27 protein-coding genes are annotated in these 22,751 nt (G+C 71.9%); 18 read left to right on the top strand and 9 right to left on the bottom strand.

The window, feature by feature from the left end; genetic code table 11:
- Positions 1 to 34: 34 nt before the first annotated feature.
- From E0L36_RS13875 to E0L36_RS13850, 6 genes are all read right to left on the bottom strand, one after another.
- Complete coding sequence (locus E0L36_RS13875) at positions 35 to 2,170, bottom strand: bifunctional (p)ppGpp synthetase/guanosine-3',5'-bis(diphosphate) 3'-pyrophosphohydrolase (protein WP_180929990.1); 2,136 nt, start codon at positions 2,168 to 2,170, stop codon at positions 35 to 37.
- Positions 2,171 to 2,302: 132 nt separating this feature from the next.
- Positions 2,303 to 3,178, bottom strand: a complete 876-nt coding sequence (gene dapF, locus E0L36_RS13870; RefSeq protein WP_180929330.1) for a diaminopimelate epimerase — start codon at positions 3,176 to 3,178, stop codon at positions 2,303 to 2,305.
- A gap of 94 nt (positions 3,179 to 3,272) precedes the next feature.
- A complete protein-coding gene (locus tag E0L36_RS13865) occupies positions 3,273 to 3,842 on the bottom strand; it encodes a hypothetical protein (protein WP_374705547.1) in 570 nt (189 codons plus the stop codon).
- Between the two features lie 417 nt (positions 3,843 to 4,259).
- Entirely contained in the window at positions 4,260 to 4,544 is a 285-nt protein-coding gene (locus tag E0L36_RS13860; protein WP_258016163.1) for a GntR family transcriptional regulator, read from the bottom strand.
- Positions 4,545 to 4,829: 285 nt separating this feature from the next.
- Positions 4,830 to 5,486 (bottom strand): YdcF family protein, encoded by a 657-nt coding sequence (locus E0L36_RS13855; RefSeq protein WP_180929329.1) that lies wholly within the window; start codon positions 5,484 to 5,486, stop codon positions 4,830 to 4,832.
- A gap of 10 nt (positions 5,487 to 5,496) precedes the next feature.
- Complete coding sequence (locus tag E0L36_RS13850; RefSeq protein ID WP_180929328.1) at positions 5,497 to 6,276, bottom strand: GntR family transcriptional regulator; 780 nt, start codon at positions 6,274 to 6,276, stop codon at positions 5,497 to 5,499.
- 524 nt (positions 6,277 to 6,800) lie between these two features.
- On the opposite strand from E0L36_RS13850, the gene E0L36_RS13845 reads away from it, so the two are divergent.
- The 17 genes from E0L36_RS13845 to xerC all read left to right on the top strand — a co-directional run bounded on the left by E0L36_RS13845 (position 6,801) and on the right by xerC (position 18,521).
- Positions 6,801 to 7,082, top strand: coding sequence for a hypothetical protein (locus E0L36_RS13845; RefSeq protein ID WP_180929327.1), 282 nt, complete (start codon positions 6,801 to 6,803; stop codon positions 7,080 to 7,082).
- Entirely contained in the window at positions 7,079 to 7,222 is a 144-nt protein-coding gene (locus tag E0L36_RS13840; RefSeq protein ID WP_180929326.1) for a hypothetical protein, read from the top strand. Before E0L36_RS13845 ends, E0L36_RS13840 begins: the two co-directional genes overlap by 4 nt.
- 219 nt (positions 7,223 to 7,441) lie before the next feature.
- Complete coding sequence (locus E0L36_RS13835; protein ID WP_180929325.1) at positions 7,442 to 7,813, top strand: hypothetical protein; 372 nt, start codon at positions 7,442 to 7,444, stop codon at positions 7,811 to 7,813.
- Between the two features lie 121 nt (positions 7,814 to 7,934).
- The gene (locus E0L36_RS27670) at positions 7,935 to 8,207 is read left to right on the top strand and encodes a DUF6284 family protein (protein WP_374705533.1); all 273 of its coding nucleotides are present in this window, start codon (positions 7,935 to 7,937) and stop codon (positions 8,205 to 8,207) included.
- The gene (locus E0L36_RS13825; RefSeq protein ID WP_180929324.1) at positions 8,204 to 8,611 is read left to right on the top strand and encodes a hypothetical protein; all 408 of its coding nucleotides are present in this window, start codon (positions 8,204 to 8,206) and stop codon (positions 8,609 to 8,611) included. The genes E0L36_RS27670 and E0L36_RS13825 overlap by 4 nt, the downstream gene beginning before the upstream one ends.
- 5 nt (positions 8,612 to 8,616) lie before the next feature.
- Positions 8,617 to 9,093, top strand: a complete 477-nt coding sequence (locus E0L36_RS13820; RefSeq protein WP_180929987.1) for a hypothetical protein — start codon at positions 8,617 to 8,619, stop codon at positions 9,091 to 9,093.
- A complete protein-coding gene (locus tag E0L36_RS13815) occupies positions 9,090 to 10,838 on the top strand; it encodes a hypothetical protein (RefSeq protein ID WP_180929323.1) in 1,749 nt (582 codons plus the stop codon). The genes E0L36_RS13820 and E0L36_RS13815 overlap by 4 nt, the downstream gene beginning before the upstream one ends.
- A gap of 76 nt (positions 10,839 to 10,914) precedes the next feature.
- Positions 10,915 to 11,136, top strand: a complete 222-nt coding sequence (locus E0L36_RS13810) for a hypothetical protein (RefSeq protein ID WP_180929322.1) — start codon at positions 10,915 to 10,917, stop codon at positions 11,134 to 11,136.
- Positions 11,136 to 11,813 carry a hypothetical protein gene (locus tag E0L36_RS13805; protein ID WP_180929321.1) on the top strand — a complete coding sequence of 226 codons (678 nt, stop codon included), beginning with the start codon at positions 11,136 to 11,138 and terminating at the stop codon, positions 11,811 to 11,813. The genes E0L36_RS13810 and E0L36_RS13805 overlap by 1 nt, the downstream gene beginning before the upstream one ends.
- A gap of 22 nt (positions 11,814 to 11,835) precedes the next feature.
- Complete coding sequence (locus E0L36_RS13800) at positions 11,836 to 12,276, top strand: hypothetical protein (protein ID WP_180929320.1); 441 nt, start codon at positions 11,836 to 11,838, stop codon at positions 12,274 to 12,276.
- Positions 12,276 to 13,127 carry a hypothetical protein gene (locus tag E0L36_RS13795; protein WP_180929319.1) on the top strand — a complete coding sequence of 284 codons (852 nt, stop codon included), beginning with the start codon at positions 12,276 to 12,278 and terminating at the stop codon, positions 13,125 to 13,127. The genes E0L36_RS13800 and E0L36_RS13795 overlap by 1 nt, the downstream gene beginning before the upstream one ends.
- 83 nt (positions 13,128 to 13,210) lie before the next feature.
- Positions 13,211 to 13,441 carry a hypothetical protein gene (locus E0L36_RS13790; protein WP_180929318.1) on the top strand — a complete coding sequence of 77 codons (231 nt, stop codon included), beginning with the start codon at positions 13,211 to 13,213 and terminating at the stop codon, positions 13,439 to 13,441.
- Positions 13,442 to 13,587: 146 nt separating this feature from the next.
- Positions 13,588 to 13,731, top strand: coding sequence for a hypothetical protein (locus tag E0L36_RS13785; RefSeq protein ID WP_180929317.1), 144 nt, complete (start codon positions 13,588 to 13,590; stop codon positions 13,729 to 13,731).
- Positions 13,732 to 14,099: 368 nt separating this feature from the next.
- Entirely contained in the window at positions 14,100 to 14,957 is an 858-nt protein-coding gene (locus tag E0L36_RS13780) for a bifunctional DNA primase/polymerase (RefSeq protein WP_180929316.1), read from the top strand.
- Between the two features lie 3 nt (positions 14,958 to 14,960).
- Positions 14,961 to 16,436, top strand: a complete 1,476-nt coding sequence (locus E0L36_RS13775) for an ATP-binding protein (RefSeq protein WP_180929315.1) — start codon at positions 14,961 to 14,963, stop codon at positions 16,434 to 16,436.
- Between the two features lie 469 nt (positions 16,437 to 16,905).
- On the top strand, positions 16,906 to 17,139 hold the full coding sequence (locus E0L36_RS13770) for a helix-turn-helix domain-containing protein (RefSeq protein WP_180929986.1): 234 nt from the start codon (positions 16,906 to 16,908) through the stop codon (positions 17,137 to 17,139).
- 155 nt (positions 17,140 to 17,294) lie between these two features.
- The gene (gene xerC, locus E0L36_RS13765; RefSeq protein WP_180929314.1) at positions 17,295 to 18,521 is read left to right on the top strand and encodes a tyrosine recombinase XerC; all 1,227 of its coding nucleotides are present in this window, start codon (positions 17,295 to 17,297) and stop codon (positions 18,519 to 18,521) included.
- Positions 18,522 to 18,616: 95 nt separating this feature from the next.
- On the opposite strand, the gene miaA is transcribed toward xerC, so the two are convergent.
- Positions 18,617 to 19,567, bottom strand: coding sequence for a tRNA (adenosine(37)-N6)-dimethylallyltransferase MiaA (gene miaA, locus E0L36_RS13760; protein WP_180929313.1), 951 nt, complete (start codon positions 19,565 to 19,567; stop codon positions 18,617 to 18,619).
- A 349-nt stretch (positions 19,568 to 19,916) separates the two neighbouring features.
- Here miaA and E0L36_RS13755 point away from each other — a divergent pair, with 349 nt between their 5' ends.
- Entirely contained in the window at positions 19,917 to 20,144 is a 228-nt protein-coding gene (locus tag E0L36_RS13755) for an antitoxin (protein ID WP_180929985.1), read from the top strand.
- 279 nt (positions 20,145 to 20,423) lie between these two features.
- Here E0L36_RS13755 and E0L36_RS13750 read toward each other — a convergent pair whose 3' ends face one another.
- Positions 20,424 to 21,131 (bottom strand): class III extradiol dioxygenase subunit B-like domain-containing protein, encoded by a 708-nt coding sequence (locus E0L36_RS13750; RefSeq protein ID WP_180929312.1) that lies wholly within the window; start codon positions 21,129 to 21,131, stop codon positions 20,424 to 20,426.
- A gap of 72 nt (positions 21,132 to 21,203) precedes the next feature.
- Positions 21,204 to 22,691: a tRNA (N6-isopentenyl adenosine(37)-C2)-methylthiotransferase MiaB gene (miaB, locus tag E0L36_RS13745; protein WP_180929311.1), complete on the bottom strand. Its 1,488-nt coding sequence runs from the start codon at positions 22,689 to 22,691 to the stop codon at positions 21,204 to 21,206.
- Between the last annotated feature and the right edge of the window lie 60 nt (positions 22,692 to 22,751).

The following is a 22,751-nucleotide window of genomic DNA, read 5'->3' as shown; positions in this document are numbered from 1 at the left end:
GGACGGGGCCGGGCCGCGCGGCAGTCGGCCGGGGTCAGTGCGCCGGGTGACGGCGCGCCGCGCGGGTCACGTCGTAGACCCCCGGCACCCCGCGCATGGCCCGCATCAACTCGGGCAGCCCGGCGGCGTCCGGGAGGTGCAGGGTGTAGGTGTGCCGGACGCGCTGCTCGCGGGGCGGCTCCACGTCGGCGGCCACCACGGCGGCGCCCTTGGCCGCGATGGTCTCCGTCAGATCGGCCAGCAGGTGCGGGCGGCCGAACGCCTCGGCCCGCAGGGTGACCCGGCAGCCCGCGGCGCCCTTCCGCCAGCGCACCGGCACGGCGGAGCGGCCGGATCCGGTCATCCGCGCCACCGTCTGGCAGCCGTCGCGGTGCACGGTGACGGCGCCGCCCCGCACCGCGAAACCGGTGACGCTGTCGTGCGGTACGGGAGCGCAGCACCGGGCGAGCCGGACGGGCGCGCCGGGGCGGTCGGGGACGAGGGGCACGGCGGTGTCGTCGGTGGTGTCCTCAGCCGCCTCCCCGTAGTCCGTGCCCCGGCCGGCCGGGTGCCGGGACTCGGGCGGCTTCGGGCCGGTTGGGGCGAAGTCCTCCCCGCCGACGTCGGCGGGCGGCCGCTCGCCGTGCGTGGCGAGCCACTGCCGGATGGCGATCCGCGCGGCGGGGGTGCGGGCGTGCTCCAGCCACTCCGGGGACGGGCCGGACGGCTCGGCGCTGGTCGCGGGCTCCAGGAAGAGCTGCACCGCGTCGCCGTCCCGCAGGACGGTGCTGAGTGAGGTGAGACGGCCGTTGACCCGCACTCCGATGCAGCGGTGGCCCGTCTCGCCCAGACCGGCGTAGGCCGCGTCCACACAGCTGGCCCCGGCGGGGAGCGGCAGGGCGCCACCGGCGGGCCCGCCTCCACCGGGCGCCGCCCAGTACACGGTGATCTCGCGGTCCTGGGCCAGTTCGTCGCGCAGCTCGGTCCAGAAGGTGTCGGTGTCCGGCGCGTGGCTCTGCCACTCCAGGAGGCGGGAGAGCCAGCCCGGGCGGGTGGGGTCGGCGCGCTCCCCCTCGTCGCCCTCCGGATCGGCCACGCCCTCGTGCGGATCGCCGAGCGCCACCACTCCCGCCTCGGCCACCCGGTGCATCTGGTGGGTGCGTACCAGTACCTCGGCCACCCGGCCCGCCGGATCGGCGAAGGCGGTGTGCAGCGACTGGTACAGGTTGAACTTCGGCGCCGCGATGAAGTCCTTGAACTCGGAGATCAGCGGGGTGAAGCAGGTGTGCAGCTCGCCGAGGACGGCGTAGCAGTCGGCGTCCTCCTCCACCAGGATCAGCAGCCGCCCGAAGTCGCAGGGGCCCAGCTCACCGCGTTTGAGGTGCAGGCGGTGTACGGAGACGGTGTGGCGCGGGCGGATCAGCACGCGCGCGGCGATGCCCGCCTCACGGAGTACCTCCCGGACGGCGTCGGCCACCTCGGTCAGCGGGTCGGCACCGGCGTGGTGCTCGCGGACCAGCTGCCGGGTCCGCTCGTACTCCTCGGGGTGGAGCACTCCGAAGACCAGGTCCTCCAGCTCGGACTTGAGCGCCTGCACGCCGAGCCGCTCGGCCAGCGGGATCAGCACGTCTCTGGTGATCTTGGCGATGCGTGCCTGCTTCTCGGGCCGCATCACGCCCAGGGTGCGCATGTTGTGCAGCCGGTCCGCGAGCTTGATCGACATGACCCGCACGTCGCTGCCGGTGGCGACGAGCATCTTGCGGAAGGTCTCCGGCTCGGCCGCGGCGCCGTAGTCGACCTTCTCCAGCTTGGTCACCCCGTCGACCAGGTGCGCCACCTCGGCGCCGAAGTCCTCGCGGACCCGCTCCAGGGTGGCGTCGGTGTCCTCCACGGTGTCGTGCAGCAGCGAGGCGGTGAGCGTGGTCGTCTCGGCGCCGAGTTGGGCGAGGAGCAGGGTGACGGCCAGTGGATGCGTGATGTAGGGGTCGCCGCTCTTGCGCCACTGGCCCCGGTGGGAGGACTCCGCGAACAGATAGGCCCGGCGCAGGATGTCCAGATCGGCCCGCGGATGGTGGGCGCGATGCACCTTGGCGACGTGTTCGATGGCGTCCGGCAGCGCGCGCCCCCCGCGAGGCGCCGCCCCGAGCATCGCGGCCCTGCCGAGCTTCCGCAGACTGCGCACCGCGCTCATGGGCACCTCCCGCTCGTGGAACTCCCCCGGCCCCGGGAGCCCGATGCTACAGACCCCGGCGCCCTCTTCTCCGCCGGTCTCGGAGACCGTGAAACGGATCACTCCATCGTGCGACGTTTAGCGGACGGTTCGTCAAAAAGTGCCTATCCAGGCCGAGTCGAGCGTCCCCTCCGCGACGATCACCGCCGGACCGGTCATCTCCACGGCGCCGTCCACCCCCTCGGTGATCACCAACCGCCCGCCCGGCACGTCGACGGTGTAGGTGACGGGGCGCCGGAGCACCGCCGGGTCCAGGCCGTCCCGCCGGGCGGCCGCGACCATCACGGCACAGGCGCCGGTACCGCAGGACCGGGTCTCGCCCGAGCCACGCTCGTGTACCCGCAGCGCCACATGACCGGGCCCGCGCCGGACCACGAACTCCACGTTGACGCCGTCCGGGTAGGCCGAGGCGGGCTCGACCGCCGGTGCGTCCAGCAGGGGGCCCGCTTGGGCGAGGTCGTCCACGAAGGCGACGGCGTGCGGATTGCCCATGCCGACCCGGCGCGCGGGCCAGTCGCCGCCCGCCGCCCGGACCCGGACCTCGCCGGGCTCGGGCAGCTCCGCGCGGCCCATCTCGACGGTGACGCCCCCGCCCTCCTTGTCCAGGTGGACGCGGCGCACACCGGCCCGGGTGGCGACGGCGAGATCGCCGGGCTCGGCCAGCCCCGCGCGCTCCAGGTAGCGGGCGAACACCCGCACGCCGTTGCCGCACATCTCGGCCACCGAGCCGTCGGCGTTGCGGTAGTCCATGAACCACTCGGCCTCGTCGGCCATCGCGCGCGCCTCGGGGTGCGCCGCGCTGCGTACCACGCGCAGCAGCCCGTCCCCGCCGAGGCCCGCCCGGCGGTCGCACAGCCGGGCCACGGCCGCCGGGGAGAGGTCGATCGCGCCCTGCGGGTCGGGGATGATCACGAAGTCGTTCTCCGTGCCGTGTCCCTTGAGGAACGGCACGGCCTGCGCACTCTTCACACCGACGATCGTACGGGAAACGCCGGAGGTCAGGCGGCGCGCGCCGAGTGCCGCACGCCCCGCGGGACCGCCCTCTGGCACCGGGGCGCGCCCGCTAGTGCAGCCGGGCCACCCGCCAGATCGCCAGCAGGACGACGGTGCCGACCAGGACCGCGTACAGCGTGACCAGGCGCCAGTCCGGGCGCTGCCCCGAGCCCCGGGAGGGCAGCCCGGGCCAGGTGTGGCCGACCCGCCGGGCGGCGAGCACCCCCCAGCCCGAGGCGCAGCCGCAGAACAGCAGCCCCAGCATGGCGACGACCGCGCCGGAGCCTCCGCTGGGCTCGAAGGCCAGGGGGAAGGCGAACATCAGCGAGCCGAGCGCGCCCAGCGCCACGATCGGGGCGAGCTGCCACAGCCGCAGCTTCCGCTGCGGGCGCAGTTCCTGGGGTTCCTCGGCCGGTTCGTCCGGGTCGCCGTCGAGGTTCAGCTCCGCGGGGTCGTCGTCCACGTCGGGGACGGCCAGGCCGAGGGTGCCCGACGGTGGGGCGGGCTCCGGAGCGGAGTCCCGAGGAGGACGGGCGAGACCGTGGTCGGCACTCTCCGCGCCGGCCGGAGCACCGGGCTCCGCCGCGGCGGCGGGAGCCGCATCGGGGGTAAACCGTTCCGCCTCGGTCGGTTCGGGGATCCTGGATGAGGCGCCGTCCAGCGACCGCGCCTCCACCGGCTCCCTGACGTCCTCCGCCGGCGGCTCTCCGTTGTCACGAGGGCCGGCCTCCATCGCCACCCGCCCTCCCAACTCTGGCTTCACGGCTCCAGCGATGGTCGATGATGGCACGGCCGGGAGGCCCCTCAGTCCGCCCGGCGCTTCCCGATGCCATCACGTGATCAGGCTGTGACCCCCCGTCTGAGCCGCCAGCCTCGTTCGCCGGTACACGAGTGTCGCGCGCCGTCGAAGTGGTGGTTGTGGGCAGTCGTTGGTGATCGGTGGTCCCCCTCCGACGGCCCAGAGACGGCCCAGCCGCGACCTCCCCCACTCCCGGTTCACCTCGGCAGCGCTCAGGGGCGCACGTAGGCACGCAGCAGCGCGCGACGCACACCGCGCTCAGCGCTTTGCAACGAAGCTGCCCATGCCGGGCTCGGTGTAGATGAGCCCTTCTTCGCGCAGCGCGCGGTGAACCTTCTGACCGGTCGAAGTGGCGATGCCGAACTCATTGAGCATGGCGACCACGGAAGGAACGCGGGTACGCGGTGGGTACGTGCCGTTCTCGATCCGCTGGCGGATCACGTCGGCAACCTGTTGCCAGCGCGGCCGGTCGGGCTCGAATTCGATCACGCAGCCACGCTGCCACTGGCTCCATCTGCGTGCGATCCGCAGCATGCCTGGCATGGGGTAGCACGGTGCAATACGGTCTTTGGCGAGAAGAAGCCCCGACAGCCGTATCACCGACTTCGAGGGTGGACCCCAGCCCGAGGAGCTGCCCCGTGAACAATCCCAGCTCGACCGGCCGCGCAGGTGAAGCACCCCGCCATCCGGGACTCACATTCAAGATCTACACGGTGGACTCGCGAACCCTGAAGCGCGGCCCCGTCACCGTCTTCACCGTGCCTCCTGATCGGGGGCCGATGCACTCCAGTATTTGGCCCGAGTGCGAGTGCCCCCGATGTGGTGATCCTACGGAGAATGTGCCACGAGGCGGCTGGTGAAGCCCGCGCCGCGTAGTCGGTCGTACGCCGCCATCACGTCGTCAGGAACCGGCACCGCGACCATGAACCCCTGCTCGGGGTAGATCAGCAACCGCTGAAGCGCGCCGACCAACATGTCAATCACCAGTCGTGCGTCTCCGATCGAGTCGACATAATCCGCGAGCGTCATCGGTGTGGACGCGCTCACGATCTCGACGTTGGGCCACAGCTTGCGGGCCGTGGCGTACGCGCGTCGCTCCTCGTAGGGCTTGCTGACCAGCAGCACCGACGTCACGTCGACGCCCTGCTCTTCGAGTACGGTCCGACTGAAGCGGATGTTCTCGCCCGTGTTGCGCGCGTTCGGCTCGACGAGGACGGCGGAGTCCGGGACGCCCAGCTCAAGGGCCCGGTCGCGGTAGTGGACGGCCTCCCCGCGTGGCATCCGCTCGCGTGTCGTGGGGCTCGTCGAGCCCGTGAAGAGGACGAGCGGGACCAGGCCCCGCTCGTACAGGTCGACCGTCGCGTCTGCCACGCCCAGGTCGTGGCTGCCCAGGCCGACCGCGACCGAGCACGCCCGCGGTTCGTGGTGCATCTGGTGAAAGTCCCAGATGATCTGAGCGTCTTCCCACGCCTGTGCCGAGATCACTGCTTCTCCTTCACTCCTGGGCGGAGTCGGGAACCTTGAAGTCATACGACCACGAGAACCGTGTGGCCGCGTGAACGCCGATCGCGAACTCCACCACTGTGCCGTCCGCAGTGCACGTGGTCCGGTGCAGCTCCACTACCCACTCCCCCGGGTGGAGCTGCAAAAGCTGGATCTCTTCCGCGCTGGGCACCCGGGCGCGCAGCTCCTCCGTCATGTGGTCGATTTCGTACCCCGCGTCGTAGAGAACGCGGAAACCGCCACCCTTGCCGGCGGGGCCCGGGCCCGGGTCAACGAGGCGGGTGCCCTCCACGTGCTCCGGCCTGTAGTAGCTGGTCAGGCTGTGGGTTGGCTGGTCGCCCTCCTTCACGAGGCGGGCCCGAGCGTAAACTCGGGCGCCTTCCGGGATCCCGTGGGCCCTGGCCACCAACGGGGGAGCCTCCACCTCGCTGACGGTCTGCGTCTGCTCGCCACGGAGGTACGACCGGCCCGATGCCACCCGGTCCGCGATGAACGCGACTTCGTCGCCGTCGCGCCACTTCGCCTTGTCGTATCGCGCGATACCGAGCCGCTTGAGGGGCACGTGCTCTCGCACGACCGTGCCGCGACCGCGCGATGAGGTCACGAGGCCCTGTGCTTCTAGCGCCTTGTACGCCTTGTGGACGGTCTCCTTCGAGCGCTCTCCCTTCTCTACTAGGTCCCTGATCTCGGGCATCGGTGAGCCCGGTGCGCGCTCACCGGTCCTGATCTCCTCCTCGAACTTTTCCGCCAGCTCTCGCCACTTCGGCTTCATGCAGCACTCCTCTCGACCCGTCCAGTGAAACACAGTCCCAGGACTGTTGACAGTCCTAGGACTGGCAGTGCATGGTCGTGTCAGTCGCAAGCAGTCCTAGGACTGTGACGCAGGGCGGGGACGCTGCAATCCCGCTAAAGGCCAGGCAGAACAGGGTTCGTACCCGTACTGGCGAGGTGGCCCGGTGACCGCGAGCAACGGCCGGAGAGTGGGGGACATGAGCCCCCTTTGCAGTGCATCCCATGTGTCTGGTCTGAACCTGAAGGCGAGTTCATGCGTAATCGACATATCGAGGGCGCCTGAAGCGTGTGACCAGCGCTTTGGGCCGCGCCCCGCCGCGTCGGGTCACCGAGCACCACTGGTCGCCCAATCCGCATCCGGAGAACCCGCGTCATCTGCGGGCCGGTTGCCTCCTCCGCCTGTCTCGTACGGGCGGGGCGAGGGGAGCCGGGGCACCGACTTCACGCAAGCGCGACCCCCAGGGGGGCCTCCCTGGGGGTCGCTGGACAGGAATGGAGTCTCCTGTGCACGTCACTATCCCACGCCACGCGGAGGATCAGTCCGCGAGCAAGGTGTTAGCCACCGCTCAGCAGCAGTTGGCCGCCGCGATCACGGCGGGGCAGGGTGATCGGGTCCTGAGCCCGATCGACTTCTTCGCCCGGATCGCCCGCCGCCAGCACGGCACCGACCTGCCGCCCGCTCGACGCGCGCTGGCGGTCGCGCTCGGCCCGGTCAGCAGTCCTCATGTTCCGGTCACCGTTCGGCAGCTCGCTACCCGCATCAGCGGCATGAAGGCGGCCCGATGACTGAGGATCTGGAGGCGGTCCGTCAGCGGCAGCTCGCGGAGATGGAGGCGGCTCGCCAGCGGGCGGAGGCGGACCGGGTCGCGGCCGAGGAGTCGGCTCGGCGTCTGGCGGAAGCGCTCCAGCAAGGTGGTGGTCGGTGATGGCCGCTGGCGAGCCGGAGCCGGAGCACGAGCGGGCGCCGGAGGACCGGCAGGAGCTGCCGCCGCTGCCGCAGCGGACCCCGGGAGGGTCGCTGTAGCGGGGCCGGTCGCCGCACTCACGTGGCTGGTCACACCACGTGACCCGTCACTTCCTCTTTCCCTCGCGGGGGCGGCGCCAGCGCGCCGCCCCCGCGTTCTACCCCCGTCTGGGAGTTCCGCATGACTACCTCTTCACACCCGGCCCCGGACTTGACGGCGCCGCAGTGCGCGGCTGCGGCGGCGGAGGCCATCCGCGCACTGAACCACGCTTTGGCTGTATCCCCGTCGGTTGTGCGTCCTGATGAGGCGTATGCCGTGGTCGGGGACCTGGCCACGCTGGCCTCCCGCCTGCCCCAGGCGCTCTCGGCCCTCGGGCTGGTGCTGCAGCGCCAGCAGGAGGCGGGCCGTCTGCGGTCGGACCGTGACGCCCTGCCGGAGGACATGGCCACCATCATCAGCGCGCTGATCGACGCGGCCTACACCGCCGAGCGCCTGGACCGCGCGGTGCGACCGGCACATGCCGCGCTCTCCCACCTGGCCTACCGGGGCTGACCCTTCCCCGCCTACCCGAGGGCCCGGCGCGACCACCGCGCCGGGGCCTGGCCCAACTCATCCGCCGGTGGGGCGCGACTCGTTCGTCGCGCCCCACCGGCATTCCCACCTGGAGAACCTGGTGAAGATCTTGTCTTTGCATGTGCTCGCCGCGCTGGACGCCGCTGCGAGCGCCCCGGAGCCCACCGCAGCCGACCTGGACGCGATCGAGGCGGAGATGCCTGTGATCGCGGCGGAGGTTGAGCTGCTGGACACCCAGATCAGCCTGCTCGATACGCCGCGCACGGCGTGGGCCGATCGGCGTCTGCGGCGCGCGCACCGCCGCGTGCTGGAGGCCCGCACCGCCGCGACCCGCCGGAGTGCCGAGTCGGTGCTTGGGGGTGAGGCGGCGTGAGCGAGTGTCTGCCTCGTGACCTCATGGGTCAGATCGCCGCCGCCGAGGCGGACATGGCCTGGGCCGCTGATGTGGCCCGGGCCTTGCTGGCTGACCACGAGGACCTTCCCGTGGCTGGGGTGCACCTGCGGCGGCCGGGAGAGGCCGCTGAAGTCCACCTGCACCTGCCCAACCCGGCCACAGTGCGGGCCTGGGCCGGACGGCTACGCGGCGGTCTGCTGCGCCGGGTGCCCATCCGCACGAGAGAAGTGGCCCAACCGTGGGGCGAGCGGGCCGAACACACCACCGCCGAGACCACCGTGTCCGGGGTGCGGGTCCACCTCTACCACTGCCGCTTCCTGCCCGCCCCTGGCCGGGATCAGGAAATCGCACGTCACACGCTCTCAAAGGAGGATGGCTCGTGATCCGGATGGTGACTACCCGCCGCTTGCGGGCGATCGAGGCCGCTGCCGCCACGGAGCGGGAGCGAACGGTTGAGGTACGCGAGCACCATGCCCTTCGCGAGGCTGAGGTCGAGGAGCTGGTTGCCGAGATCCGGCAGGCCGAGGCTGATCGGGAGGATCTCGCCGCGCGGCTGGCGGTGGTGGAGGCCGAGCGTGATGAGGCGCGGGCCCAGCCACTGTTGACTCACGAGGATCAGGTTGCGCTGCGGGCTCTGCTGCGGCAGGCCCGCCGCCAGGCACGGAAGGTGCCGCATGTCTTCGTTCTGTATCAGCGGGGTCGCCTGCACAGTCTGCACGCCACGGTGGAGTCGGCGGAGGCGGCGGCCGAGGCCGAGGGGCCCCCGCACAGCGGCTGGACTCCACACACCCCGGGCGAGCCGCTGTCACCGGCGGCCGAGGTGGCTTGGCGGATCTGCCCGATGGCGCTGGGCGGTGCCCAGTGACGGGGCTGTCTGCCGGGGCGTCGGCTGTGGTGGAGGGGGCGCCGGGGTGGCTGCTGACGGTGCTCGGCGCCATGGCGGTGGCCGTGGTGCTGGCCACCGTGGCGTGGGTGGTGGTGCGGTGCCGGGCGGCGGTGGGCGGCTGGACGCGAGGGATCGGCGCCCAGGCCGTCGTGGCCCTGGGTGGCGTCGCCGTCTCCGTCCACGGTCTGTGGGGCTTCGCCACCGACACCGCCGGACTGAACCCGCTGTTGGCGACCGCGTTCATTGGGGTGTTCGACGCGGCGGAGATGGTGCTGCTGGTCATGCTCTACCGCGCCGCCGACCCGAAGGTCGGGTGGACGGCGGAGCTGCGGTTGATGCACCGCACCGCCTGGACGCTGGTCGCCTTCTCGATGTTGATGAACGCGATCCACGCCCCGAACTGGTGGAGCAGGCCCGTCCTCGCGGCGATTCCGGCGTTGGCGACGTGGCTGATCGAGCTTCAGCTGCGTTCCAAGCTCGGCACCAACCGGCCCGGCCAGGAGGAGGACGAGGCGGGGCGGCGGCCGGGGCCGATGCGGCTTGTGTTGCTGTTGTGGCAGCGGGCGTGGTCGGGCATCTTCGCCGCCCTCGGCCTGAACGCGCATGCCTCGTCCTCGGGGTTGGCGCGGGCGGCGTTGGTGCAGCGGGCCGCTGTGCGGCTCTACCGGCTGCGGCTGGCGCTGGCGGCCGGGGTCCGCCCACGGCGGGTGCGCGCGCTGCGCCGCCGCGCGCAGTCCGCGTTGGATCGCGCTGATGTCGCGACTGATCGCGGTCAGTCCCTGGCCCTGGCCCGGCGTCTGGCCGTGCTGGTACGTGCTGATGAGGTCGCCCGGCTCGACTACCGCAGCACCCGGGCGGTGATGGAGATGGTCGAGGAGTTGTCGGTCACCGACGCGGCCGCCGCTGATGCGGCCGCCTCCCGAGCTGACCGGGCTGAGGCCGCTCGGCAGCGCTCGGAGGACGCTCGGCAGGAAGCCGAACGCGCTCGGCAGCGCTCGGCTGACGAGCTGGCGGTCGCCCAGGCCGCGCTCGATGAGATCCGGGAGCGGCAGGAGCGTGCTCGGCAGGACGCCGCCGCCGCGGAGGAGGAAGCCGAGGCCGCTCGGCAGCGCTCGGCAAGCGCTCGGCAGGAAGCCGAGCGTGCTCGGCAGCGCTCGGCTGATGCTCAGCAGCATGCGCAGGCCGCTGAGAGCACAGCCGCCCGCCAGGCCCGCCAGACCGTGCGGGACTTGGAGGGGGAGGCCGAGCGGCTGCGCGGGGCGATCACCGAGCTGGAAGGCGCCGCCCGCCAGGCACAGCGCGAGGCCCGAGACGCGCAGCACGCGTTGGCGCAGGTCACCAGCCAGACCGTTGAGGCTCAGGTGGTGCGAGACCGGCTGCTGGGCGAGTTGGCCCAGCACGCCGGCGACCACGACCCCGCCGCCCTGGCCGGGGCCGGACCCCTGTTCCAGTCGGAGGCCAAGCAGGCCGGGTGGGAGGACTACTACCACCGCCTGGACACCTCCGCCGGACAGGACGAGCTGACCTCCGCCGACCTCGCCGCCCGCTACGGCGTCGCCCCCAGCAACGCCCGCAACTGGATCAGGGACTTCCGCGCGGCACGTGCCGCACAACTCACCGAGCGCGCCGAGCAGGTTGCCGAGCGCGCCGAGCGCCCCACCGAGCACCAGCCGAGCGCCGAGCGCTCGGCCACCCTCACCCCGACCGAGCCAGTAGCGGCTTGAGGGGCAGAAGCGATCAAGCCCCCGGAGGGCGGCGGCCGGTTGGTCGCCGCCCTCCGGCGTGTCAGCAGGAGGAACCGTGACCGAGATCACCCACGAGCCGCATGAACAGACGGTGCTGGTGCTGCCCCTGCCTCCGGGCTACGACAGGGCCCGGCCCGGGCCCGGGCCCGGGCCGGGTTGGTGGCCGCACGAGGTGCACACCGCCGCCCCGGGCGATGACGAACTACGGGCGCGCGCCCGACTGCACGCGCTGCTGGGCGTCCGTCCGGCTCCGGCTGCGCGTGGGGGGTGGGCGTGATGCCCACGCCCGTGACCGAGGGCACCGGGTGGTGGGACCGGCTCTACGACCCGGCGGCCGGGGACACCGCCACGACGGACACCCAACCCGCACCCGCGCCCGCTGAGGAGTCTCCAGCGGAGCGGATACGGAAGTGGTGGTGGACGGGCCGGGACCAAGACGACGACACCGACCAGGACGAAGACGAGGAGGACGAGGAGGACGAAGGAGAGGAGACCGACGAAGACCACGAGAAGAAGGCCGCCGGGGACAAGGACCAGGCCGCCGGAGACGACGGAGAGGACGAGGGCGGAGCCGAGAGCGAGGACGGCAGCCGGGGCGAGAAGAAGGCGGGGCCCGGGGCCAAGAAGACGAAGGGCAAGAAGGGCAAGACGGGCAAGACGGGTCCGGTGGTGCTGGTCCGGGCCCGGTGGCTTCTCTACTCCGGCCCGGCGGCCGGGGTCGGCTGGTGGTGCGGCCTCGGCCCGGCCGTGCACGGGCTGCTGGCCGATTGCGGCGCCGACGCCTCTGTGGGGGCCGCGCTGATCGTCGGTACCGGGCTGTGCGCGGTGACCGCGATGGCGGTCGACCGCCGCACCCGGGGCTGGTGGCCGCCCCTGGCGTGGGTGTGCCACATCCCCTACGCGACTTGTGTTCTCGCTCTGCTCCTGTACGCGCCCGGCACCGGACTCTCCTGAAGGGACACCATTAGAGATGATCATGACTGCGGCTGAGACAGCGGCGGGGATTCAGGGCGGGCAGGTGCTCGGCACGCTCGGCGCCGGGGGCGCCGCCCTGGCCATCACCGTCTTCCTGATCACCGGAATCAAAGGCAAGCACAAACTCAAGCTCGACGCGGACCAGGCGGCCATCGCCGGTTTCATCGCGGGGGTGCTCTACGGGGCGGCAGCGTCCGTGTGGTCCACGGCTGAGAGCGTCAGCCTCGGCCTGGCCCAAGCCGTCAAGGGCGCCGGGGTGGGAAACGTCGGCATGGGCGCCGTCGCGCTCGTGCTGGTGATCGTGATCTACGGGGTGAAGCTGAAGCCGCGCACGGCCGCGCTGGCCGGGATCGCCGCAGCCTCCATCTTCGCGGCGGCGGGCGGCATCTGGGCGGTGCTGTCCACCACCGTCGCCCACGGCCTGAACACGGTACTCACCTGATGCCGCCCTCACCGATCACCGAGACGACGGAGGCCCAGCCCACCAAACCCGAACCCGAGAGCGAGAGCGAGGGCGGGTTCCGGATTCGAGACGCGCTGCCCAACAGGCAACTCGCGGCGGCACTGTGCAGGGGGAGCGGTCGCCTGGTTCGGCTGGGGTGGCAGTGGATCACCGCTGAGGATTGGCGGCTGGCCGCCCAGCGCGCCGGAGGCGTCGCCCTGGGCGCCCTGGTCGGTGCGCACCTCGCGCAGACGTACTCGGCGGTGGTGATGCCGCTGGTGACCGGCGGCTGGGTGGTCGGCGCGCTGATCCTGGCCCCCCAGACCAAACCGGCGACCACCGCCGACGACGACGGGGACGAGGGAAGCGACCAGACCCCGACCGAGACCGGGAACCCCCTCCCCTCCCCCACCCCCCACGCCGACACCCCGGAGGCCTCGGAGGCCGGGGTGGAGGCGGGGCCGGAGGTGACCCGGGATCAGGTGATCGAGCTGATCCGGCGGGTGGCCGATGACCAGCAAGGCGCCCACCACGCCGACCTCCTCACTTCCGGCGAGCTGACCGGCTGGGACCGCGACGATCTGCGCGCCGCGTTGGCCGACTGGGGCATCCCCGAGGGGGAGTTCAAAATCCGGGACGCGGCCGGTCGGCAGCGGGTGCGAGTGGGGGTGCGGGTACGCGACCTCCCCACCCCGGTCGGGGAGGGCCCCACCGGGCCCGCCCCGACCCCACCCACCGCGCTCACCAAACCCCCCACCCCACCCCCTCCGCCGGGCGGCGCCACGGGCCCGGCCGCGGCCTCCCCTCCCCCCGAGGACGACCCCCACCCGCGGGTGGGGGTAGCCAGGTAGAAACCGCAGGTCACTCCGCGCCCTACCCGCGCCCTACCTGGGCCCTACCTACCTATCTACCTACCCGAGAAAGGGCTTTCGAGATGACCTGGCGCTACCGCTGCCAGCGGTGCGAACTGACCTCCCCCCGCACGACCCGCGCCGCCGCCGAGGAACTGGCCCAGCGGCACCGCGCGGCAGCCCACGACGGACTGATCCCCGACGACGGGGAGGAGCTGTGGCCCGAGACCGGACTGTCCCTCCCCGCCCGCCGCATGCTCCTGGGCATGGCGCTGGGCGGCACCGCCCTGCTGATCGCCCGCTGGCTCGGCTGACGGCTGCCGGTCCACCCCGGGGGCGCCACCGCGCCCGGGGCGGGCCGGGAGCCGGACACCGGCTCCCGGCCCCATCAACGCCGGGACGACCCCTTCCACCAAGTCGCGGTCGCCCCGGCTCCATCCCGAAAGACGGAGACCCCAGCATGCCATGGCCCCAGATGCCCATCCGCGACGAACAAGGCACCAGCGACTCGCCCTACGCCAGCGACTACGACCCGAACTCCGGGTGGTGGACCCGCTCGGAGAACGACGACCAGGACCAGTCCGGGAACGGGGGGACGAAGTGACCCCCGATCCGCACGAGTTGATCGAAGACGGGCTGGGCCGCGACACCGATATCAGCCTGCCCCACCCCCAGCCGACCGAGGGGAGCGAGGGATGACCACCTGTAGCGCTTGCGGCGGCTCCGGCGGCCACACCGAGGTCGAAGTGGAAGACGGCGTGCGCCGCGAGACCTGGCGCGCGTGCGGAAACCTGCGGCGGACGGGGGCACTTCGGATGACCGCGACCGAGACCCCCCGCCCGAGCTGGTGCACCCGCCACTGACCCCCACCACTACCTGAACACCCAGGGGCGGCCCCGCGATTCGTTGGCGCGAGGCGGGGCCGCCCCTTCCCAGCAGAACTCCCCAGTGAACTGAACTGGAGCTTCCAGGATGCCTGACTCCGTCCCCCTGGCCACCACCGCGCGCCGCCTGGCCGCCACCGGGGTTCCCGTGCTTCCCCTCAGTCGCGGGAAACGCCCCGTGCCCAACTGCCGTGCGTGCGCCGCGAACGCGTGCGGCGGACGCCCGAACATGCGGGACCCGGGCACCTGCCGGTGTCCGGACCCCTGCCACGGCTGGGCCGCCGCCACCACCAACACCACCCTGATCACCTCCGCAGCGTGGCGCGAGGCGTGGCGTCAGGCGGTCGCGGTCGCCTATCACCCCGGCGGCGCCGGGCTGACGGTCGTGGATCTCGATACCCCGGACGCGGTGGACTGGGCCCGCGCCACACTCCCCACCACCCGTACCGTCTCCACCACGCGCGGCCAGCACTGGATCTACCGGGGCGCGATGCCGTCCGCGAACGCGGTCCGGACCGGAGTCGACATCAAGTCGACCATGTCCTATGCCCGGTGGCTCGGCCCCGGCACCGGCACCCTGACCGCCCTGCCGGAGACCGTCCGCGCGCTGGCCGTGAGGACCCCAGCCCGGAAACCGCAAGCCGTCACCCTGCCCGCCCGGACCGACGCCGGATTCAGGGGCGGGGGCGGGGAGTGCCCACATCGCACGCTCGTCTTCCTGGAACGCGGGATCGCCATGGCGGAGCAGCGGATCACCGAGGCCAGCGAGCAGGTGCACGCCACCGTCTACGCGACGTTCCTCGCGGTGCTCTCCAGGCACGGCCGGTGCGGCTGCCTCACCGACACCCACATCACCCGCCTGTTCACCGCCGCGCGGGCCAAGGGCGAGAGCCCCCGGCACTGCACCGACGCGTGGGCCAACGCGCGTGGCGCGCTGGGGATGTGAGCCGTGTCCGAGGACGAGAAGACCCCGGCGCGGCAGGTCATCACCGACTACGCGCAGCAGCACTTCCGGTACTTCCGTACCGCCGACGGCACCGTCTACGCCCAGCAAAAGGACCGCCCTATCGCGCGGCCGATCCGCTCGCAGGGCACCTCAGGCAGTCACCGGCAGGAACTCATGGTCGGCCTGTTCGAGGCGGGACACGGCTCCTTCGGCGGCACGGCTCTCAAGGAGGCACTGGACATGATCGAAGCACTCGCGATGAAGCAGGACGTTCAGCGAGTCCACATCCGCGTCGCCCCCGGCACCGACGGGGCGACCTGGCTCGACCTGGGCCGCAACGACGGACAGTCCGTGCGCATCCACCCCGGCGGATGGGAGATCACGGTGCCCGACCCGAAGGAAGTGCGCTGGCGCCGCACCCAGCTCACCGGCGAACTGCCGCTCCCACTGACCGGCACCGAGGGCAAAGGCATAGACCAGCTCCTCGGCCTGTGCAACTTCGCCAGCGCCGAGATCGAGTCCCTGGTCATCGCCTGGCTGATCGGCTGCCTCAACCCGTGCTCGCCGGTCCCGGCCCCCTTCCTCACCGGGCCGCAGGGGGCGGGCAAGTCGACCGCGGGCCGGATGCTCACCCGGATCATCGAGGGCATGAGCGGCGACCTGCGCCGCGCCCCGAAAGACGAGGAACACTTGATCGCGGCCGTGGCCGCCGGGTGGATCACCGCCCTGGACAACCTCTCCTACTTGACCCCGGACATGTCCGACGCGATGTGCTGCATCGTCACCGGCGCCGAAACCGTCAAACGGGCCCTGTACACCGACGGGGACGTGTCCATCGCCCGCTACCGACGGCCCCTGCTGATGACCGGTATCGATGTCGGCGTCATCCGCCCCGACCTCGCTGAGCGCCTCCTGCCTCTGCGGCTGGAGCGGCCCACGGTCCGCCGCACCGAAGCCCAGCTCTGGGCGGAGTACGAGCCGCTCCTCCCCGCGATCCTCGGATCGCTGCTGGATCTGACGGTCAAGGTCCGCGCCGCCGAGGCCGAGACCCCCACCGATCTGCGGATGGCGGACTTCGCCCACCTGTGCGCCCAGCTCGACGCCGCCACCGGCCTACGGTCCCTAGCCGCCTACCGGGCGTGCCTGGACGACCTGACCGACGACGTGATCGAAGGCGACCCCCTCGCGCAGACCGTCTTGCAGTACGCGGCCGGACTGGAGCCGGGGGAGCCACAGCGCAAGACCTCCACCGAGTGGCAGCACAGCCTCACCCGCGCCTACCTCGGCGAAGACCTCCGGCCCCTGCCCAAAGGCTGGCCCACCACCGGCAAAGTCCTCTCCGACCGGCTCAAGCGCCTCCAGCCCACCCTGGCGGCGCGCGGCGTCGCCATCGACTGGGGACGTACCAAGACCGCCCGGTACGTGGAGATGACCCGCGCCCGCGCGGCCGAAGAGACCACGCGCACGCCGATGTTCTGACCACCGCGTGAAGGACAGCCAAAGACAAGAAGAGCACCCGCCCGCCGAGGCCCGGGGGTGCTCTTCTTGCTGTTCGGCGGCTCCGCCGCCCTGGTCAAGTCGCGTCGCGAAGCGGCACCGCTCCAACCTCTTTGACCGCGCAGACAAGAACACTGCCCCCTTCTTTTCCTAAGAGAGGGGAACGTGCGTCACCCGCGACACCGGTACCCGAAAACCCGTCGCCACCTGCCACAACAGCGGTGACGCAGAACGACCCACCCTGCGTCACGCCACGTCACCCGCGTCACCCCCAACCACCCACCAGTGACACACCCGATGACGAACCCCAACACCCCCCGTCACCCAAAACCCCAGCTCAGCAACCCACATGACGCAGATGACGCGATGACGCAGAAATCCCAACCTCGGACACGCAGCCGCAGCCTCCGCGCGCTGCCCCACCAACCCACGGAGCGATTCTGTGCCCCTCATTGCATCCGACTCCACCGGCCCGACCACCGCGCTACGAGCAGGACTGCCCGACCGATACCTGACCCCCGACGACATCGCGGACCTGTTCGGCGTCCCGCTGGAGACCGTCTACGCCTGGCGCAAGAAGCACACCGGCCCGCCCGGATTCCGCATCGGCAAGCACCTGCGCTACGACCCCGCACAGGTCCGCGCGTACGTCCAAGGACTCACCGGCGAAACCTTGGCCGCCTGAGCCCCCGGCGTGCTGGACCCAGCGTTCGTTACCGCTGGGTCCAGCACCCCCTCCAGCGCACAACTCCCCACCTGGCCAACCCGCCAGCGGGAGCAACCCTGCCCGAGCACCGGCCAGGGCGGCCCTACGGCAGTCAAACCTCAAGGAGCACGTACGTGGCAGGCCATGTCCAAGATCGCTGGTACAAGACCGAGGAAGTCCCCGGCGGCAAGCCCCGCCGCGTGAAAACCGACCGCCACGGAACCGGCAATCGGTATCGCGCCCGGTACATCGGTCCCGACGGAACCGAGAAGTCGAAGAGCTTCCCCGACGGTCAGAAACGCCGCGCCGAGGCGTGGTTGTCCAAGACCGAGACGGACATGGCCAGCGGCCAGTACATCGACCCGAAGCTGGCTCGAACCACCTTCCGGCAGTACGGCGAAAAATGGGTTTCCACCCAGACCACGGACGTGTCGACCCAGGACGGTATGGAGCGCTACCTGCGACTGCATGCCTTCCCGTACATCGGTGCCCGCCCGTTGGGTTCGTTCAAGCCGGAGCACATCCGGAAATGGCTCCGCGAGTTGGACGACGAAGGGATTCCGGGGTCGTACGCGGTACACATCTTCGCCACCGTGCGCGGCGTTCTGTCGGCTGCGGTGGACGACGGGTATCTCACGCGGAACCCGTGCGGCGCGAAGTCGGTGCGACCTCCAGCCCGGGAATCCAAGCGAGTCGTTCCGTGGTTGCCTGACCGTGTCTTCGCGGTTCGGGCGGCCCTGCCGACACGGTATCGGCTCGTGACGGATGTCGGCGGTGGGTGCGGCATGCGTCAGGGGGAAATCTTCGGGCTCGCTGACGAGGCCGTGGACTTCGCCTCGGGGACCGTACACGTCGTTCGCCAGGTCAAGCTCATCAAGGGGCGCCCCGTCTTCGCGCCGCCCAAGGGAGACAAGGAACGGGACGTGCCATTGGCCGAGGCCGTGGGGAACGCGATCAAGGCACACATGGCCGCGTTCCCACCGGTGAAGGTCACGCTGCCCTGGAAGACGCTCGACGGCCCGTTGGTGACGCACAGGCTGATCCTCACGGGGGGTCGCGGGGCCGTGATTCGGCGTGTGGACTTCAACCCCCGGACGTGGAAACCCGCCCTGGTGGCCGCTGGCGTCCTCCCCCAGCCACGGGCCGGGGAATCCCCGGGCGCCGCCCGCGAACACGGCATGCACGCCCTGAGGCACTTCTACGCCTCCGTTCTCCTGGACGCGGGAGAGAACATCAAGGCCGTGAGCGAGTATCTGGGTCACAGTGATCCGGCGATGACGCTCCGCGTGTACGCGCACCTGATGCCCAACAGTCGGGAGCGAACGCGAAAGGCCATAGACGAGGTGTTCAGCGGGGCCTGACGGCCCAGAGACGGCCCCAGAGCCCCACCGCACCCCCTGACCGATGGATAACACGCTGGTCAGGGGGCGCTTCTCGCGGAGGCGCCATCACGTGATCAGGCTGTGACCGCATCACCCAGCAACGTGAGCGCCTGACCCGTGAGTTCCCCCCGGTCCCCCGCCGCGCCGCTGAGCCAGCGGACCCTCGGGTCCCTCCGGAACCAGGAGTCCTGGCGGCGCGCGAAGCGTTTGGTGGCGCGTATGGTCTCGGCGCGCGCCTGCTCCAGGGTGCACTCCCCCGCGAGTGCCGCCAGCACCTGCTGGTAGCCGAGCGCCCTGGAGGCGGTGCGCCCCTCGCGGAGCCCGGCTGCCTCCAGCGCGCGGACCTCGTCCACCAGCCCGGCCTCCCACATCCGGTCGACCCGGACGGCGATCCGCTCGTCCAGCTCGGGGCGGCCCACGTCGACTCCTATCTGCACGGTCTCGTACACCGACTCCGGTCCGGGGAGGTTGGCGGTGAACGGGCGCCCGGTGATCTCGATGACCTCCAGCGCCCGCACGATGCGGCGCCCGTTGCTCGGCAGGATCGCCTCGGCCGCGGCCGGATCGGCGGCGGCCAGCCGCTGGTGCAGGGCGCCGGGGCCGAGTGCCGCGAGCTCCTCCTCCAGCCGGGCGCGCACCCCGGGGTCCGTCCCGGGGAACTCCATGTCGTCGATGGCGCCCCTGACGTACAGACCGGAGCCGCCCACCAGCACCGGGACCCGGCCCAGCGCCCGCAGCCGGTCGATCTCGGCGCGGGCCAGCCGCTGGTACTCGGCGACGCTGGCGGCCACCGTGACGTCCCAGACGTCCAGCAGCCGGTGCGGCACGCCGCGCCGCTCCTCCGGAGTCAGCTTCGCGGTACCGATGTCCATGCCCCGGTACAGCTGCATGGAGTCGGCGTTGATGACCTCGCCGCCCAGCAACTCGGCCAGGGCGACACCGAGGTCGGACTTGCCCGCGGCCGTGGGACCCACCACGGCGACGACGGGCGGAACAGTACCGAAGACAGGGAGTGCGGCTCTCACCCCGCCAGTCTCGCAAACGCGGCTCCACCGTTCGAACGAGATGAGAACGAGATGGGGGGAGGCGGTGGTGACGGCTGGGACGCGGGCTCCCGGCCGTCAGCGGTGCCGACCGCAGCTGATGACGGGAGAGCCCGGGCGCGCGACACTGGAGATCGGGACGGCGCCACGGCTGGTTTCCACGCCTCGTCGGGCTCTGACGGGGCCGTACCGGCCCGCACCCGCTACCGTCGGGGGCCGCTGACGGCGCCGGGATTCCCCAGCGGCGGCCGACGGCGGAAGGGCCGACGGCGGGTGGCGGGGTGAGACCGCGCGGAGGCCGCCGGGAATCCACGTGAGAGAGGTGAGCGGTATGGGCTTCATGGACAAGGTCAAGGGCATGATCGGCCAGCACGGCGACAAGGTCCAGCAGGGCTTGGACAAGGCCGCGAAGATGGCTGACTCCAAGACCAAGGGCAAGTACAGCGGCCAGATCCAGTCGGGTACGCGGAAGGCCAAGGACGCGGCGGAGAAACTCGCCGAGGACAAGAAGAAGGACGGCGGGGACGGTCAGGGCGGCCGCGGCCAGAGCGGCTCCTGACCGGCGGCCCGCGCCGCATCGGGCCCCGCTCGGTGCGGCGCCACCGCCACACGTCCGGTGCGGAGCGGTGTTCCCGCCCGCGCGGGAGCCGCGGGAAGAGAACCGGCACCGCGCCCCGCCCGAGGGATCGAATCGGGCCAGTCAGCGTCGAGCCCCCCGGGGACGCTCCCGGCCACCACACCGCCGGGGCCATCGTCACGCCGAGGGACGAGCGGGACGTGAATCCACCGCCTTCCGACCTCGCGGCTCCGCTCGGAGCGGTGTGCCCGCGCCCGCCCGCTAGGACCAGCTCGCCACCAGATAGCCGACGCCGTAGGGCGCGCCCTCGAACAGCAGCCGCCCCTCCAGCCCCGCGTCCCGGCCGGCGCCCGCCAGCACCTGCCAGCTGGAGCGTCCGGAGGCGCCCAGTTCGTAGCCCAGCTCGGCGTCGAGCGTCAGCAGGGCGGGGACGTCCGCCGTCCCGAGCGCGCGGGCGGCCCGCTCGTCGTAGGTCGCGGCGCGTTCGTCGAAGTAGCCGGGGGCTTTGAGGGTGCGGCAGTTGGTGCCGTCCCCCAGGACCAGCAGGGCGGTACGGTCCGCCGCCGAGGCCAGCTCCTCCCCCTCGGCGACGCACTTCTCGGTGGTCAGCGGCTCCCCGACGCCGTGACCGGCGACCGGGCAGCCGTTCCAGTCCGTACGCTCCAGCAGCCACGCGCCGACCGCGAGGGACGGCGGAAGCTCCCGGAGGGCCGGATCGCCCTTGCCGAGTATCACCTCACGGTCGACGCCGAAGCCCCGGAACGAGCCGCGCGCCCCCTCCGGGTGGGGGCCGCGCTGGGCGGGGCCCGCGGGGCCGACGAGGACGAGCCGGTCCGGCCGGGCGGCGGCCAGGACACCGACCGCGTCGTAACAGGCGGCGCGGGCGCCGTCCATCTCGGGGGCGGCCTCGCCCGCGATCTCCGGAACCAGCAGCGGCGGACAGGGGCACACGGCAGCGGCGACTAGCATGCCGCGCAGCTTAGGGCCCCCGGTGGCCGCTTCCCACCACCCGCCAGGGTGACCGTGGCGCCGACCGGGGGCTCAGCAGCTGCCGCACCCGCCGTCCGTGACCGGCTGGGGTGGCGGCGCGCCGACCGTGGGCAGGCCGAGCAGCACGCCGCCGTCCGGCGGGCTGGCGGGGGCGGCGTTCCGCCGTTCCCAGGCGTCCCCGGAGCGGGTGGTGCGCACGTCCAGCACGGGGCCCTCGGCGAGCAGGTGGTGCGGGGCGGCGTAGCTGATCTCGACGGTGGCCATGTCGCCGGGGCGTACGGGCTGTTCGGGCGGGGTGAAGTGGACCAGCCGGTTGTCCGGGGCGCGCCCGGAGAGGCGCCGGGTGGCCAGATCCTTACGGCCCTCGCCCTCGGCGACCAGCAGCTCGACCGTGCGGCCCACCTGCTTCTTGTTCTCCGACCAGGAGATCTCCTCCTGGAGGGCGACCAGTCGTTCGTACCGCTCCTGCACGACCTGCTTGGGGATCTGCCCGTCCATCTCGGCGGCGGGGGTCCCGGGGCGCTTGCTGTACTGGAAGGTGAACGCCTGCGCGAACCGCGCCTCCCGCACGACGTGCAGCGTCTCCTGGAAGTCCGCCTCGGTCTCCCCGGGGAAGCCGACGATGATGTCGGTGGAGAGGGCGGCGTCCGGGATGGCCGCGCGGACCTTCTCGATGATGCCGAGGTACCGCTCCTGCCGGTAGGAGCGGCGCATCTCCCGCAGCAACCGGGAGGAACCGGACTGGAGCGGCATGTGCAGCTGCGGCATCACGTTCGGCGTCTCGGCCATCGCCTCGATGACGTCGTCGGTGAAGTCCCGGGGATGTGGGGAGGTGAACCGGACACGCTCCAGGCCCTCGATCCGGCCGCAGGCGCGCAGCAGTTTGCCGAACGCCTCGCGGTCCCCGATGTCGGAGCCGTAGGCGTTGACGTTCTGGCCGAGCAGGGTGATCTCGGTGACGCCCTCGGCGACCAGCGCCTCGACCTCCGCGAGGATGTCGCCCGGTCTGCGGTCCTTCTCCTTGCCGCGCAGCTGCGGAACGATGCAGAACGTGCAGGTGTTGTTGCAGCCGACGGAGACCGAGACCCAGGCGGCGTAGGCGCTCTCCCGCCGGGTCGGCAGAGTGGAGGGGAAGGCCTCCAGCGACTCCGCGATCTCGACCTGCGCCTCCTCCTGGACGCGGGCGCGCTCCAGCAGCACCGGCAGCTTGCCGACGTTGTGCGTGCCGAACACCACGTCGACCCAGGGGGCGCGGCGCACGATGGCGTCACGGTCCTTCTGCGCGAGGCAGCCGCCCACCGCGATCTGCATGCCCGGCCGCGCGGCCTTCTTCGGCGCGAGCTGGCCGAGGTTCCCGTACAGCCGGTTGTCGGCGTTCTCCCGGACGGCGCAGGTGTTGAACACCACGACGTCCGCCCCGTCGGCGTCTTCGGCGGCCCGCACGTACCCCGCGTCCTCCAGCAGACCGGCCATCCGCTCGGAGTCGTGGACGTTCATCTGGCACCCGAAAGTACGCAGCTCATAAGTCTTGGCAGTCATCTCAGTCGACAGGGTACGCGCTGCCGTACCGGCCCCGCCCCTCCCTTCCGCACTCCGTCG

The sequence above is a fragment of the Streptomyces sp. AJS327 genome (assembly GCF_013450295.1).
Lineage (GTDB): Bacteria > Actinomycetota > Actinomycetes > Streptomycetales > Streptomycetaceae > Streptomyces.
The sequence above is the reverse complement of the archived record's forward strand: the minus strand, read 5'-3'. Positions and strand labels throughout refer to the sequence as shown.

Excerpts from the sequence above, each read along its gene's own strand:
- miaB (WP_180929311.1), bottom strand. The coding sequence starts at position 22,691 with ATGACTGCCAAGACTTATGAGCTGCGTACTTTCGGGTGCCAGATGAAC.
- E0L36_RS13875 (WP_180929990.1), bottom strand. The coding sequence starts at position 2,170 with ATGAGCGCGGTGCGCAGTCTGCGGAAGCTCGGCAGGGCCGCGATGCTC.
- E0L36_RS13805 (WP_180929321.1), top strand. The coding sequence starts at position 11,136 with ATGCCCACGCCCGTGACCGAGGGCACCGGGTGGTGGGACCGGCTCTAC.
- E0L36_RS13785 (WP_180929317.1), top strand. The coding sequence starts at position 13,588 with ATGCCATGGCCCCAGATGCCCATCCGCGACGAACAAGGCACCAGCGAC.
- E0L36_RS13820 (WP_180929987.1), top strand. The coding sequence starts at position 8,617 with ATGGTGACTACCCGCCGCTTGCGGGCGATCGAGGCCGCTGCCGCCACG.
- E0L36_RS13860 (WP_258016163.1), bottom strand. The coding sequence starts at position 4,544 with ATGCCAGGCATGCTGCGGATCGCACGCAGATGGAGCCAGTGGCAGCGT.
- E0L36_RS13800 (WP_180929320.1), top strand. The coding sequence starts at position 11,836 with ATGACTGCGGCTGAGACAGCGGCGGGGATTCAGGGCGGGCAGGTGCTC.
- E0L36_RS13750 (WP_180929312.1), bottom strand. The coding sequence starts at position 21,131 with ATGCTAGTCGCCGCTGCCGTGTGCCCCTGTCCGCCGCTGCTGGTTCCG.
- E0L36_RS13850 (WP_180929328.1), bottom strand. The coding sequence starts at position 6,276 with ATGAAGCCGAAGTGGCGAGAGCTGGCGGAAAAGTTCGAGGAGGAGATC.
- E0L36_RS13835 (WP_180929325.1), top strand. The coding sequence starts at position 7,442 with ATGACTACCTCTTCACACCCGGCCCCGGACTTGACGGCGCCGCAGTGC.
- E0L36_RS13790 (WP_180929318.1), top strand. The coding sequence starts at position 13,211 with ATGACCTGGCGCTACCGCTGCCAGCGGTGCGAACTGACCTCCCCCCGC.
- E0L36_RS13840 (WP_180929326.1), top strand. The coding sequence starts at position 7,079 with ATGACTGAGGATCTGGAGGCGGTCCGTCAGCGGCAGCTCGCGGAGATG.
- E0L36_RS13755 (WP_180929985.1), top strand. The coding sequence starts at position 19,917 with ATGGGCTTCATGGACAAGGTCAAGGGCATGATCGGCCAGCACGGCGAC.
- E0L36_RS13795 (WP_180929319.1), top strand. The coding sequence starts at position 12,276 with ATGCCGCCCTCACCGATCACCGAGACGACGGAGGCCCAGCCCACCAAA.
- E0L36_RS13780 (WP_180929316.1), top strand. The coding sequence starts at position 14,100 with ATGCCTGACTCCGTCCCCCTGGCCACCACCGCGCGCCGCCTGGCCGCC.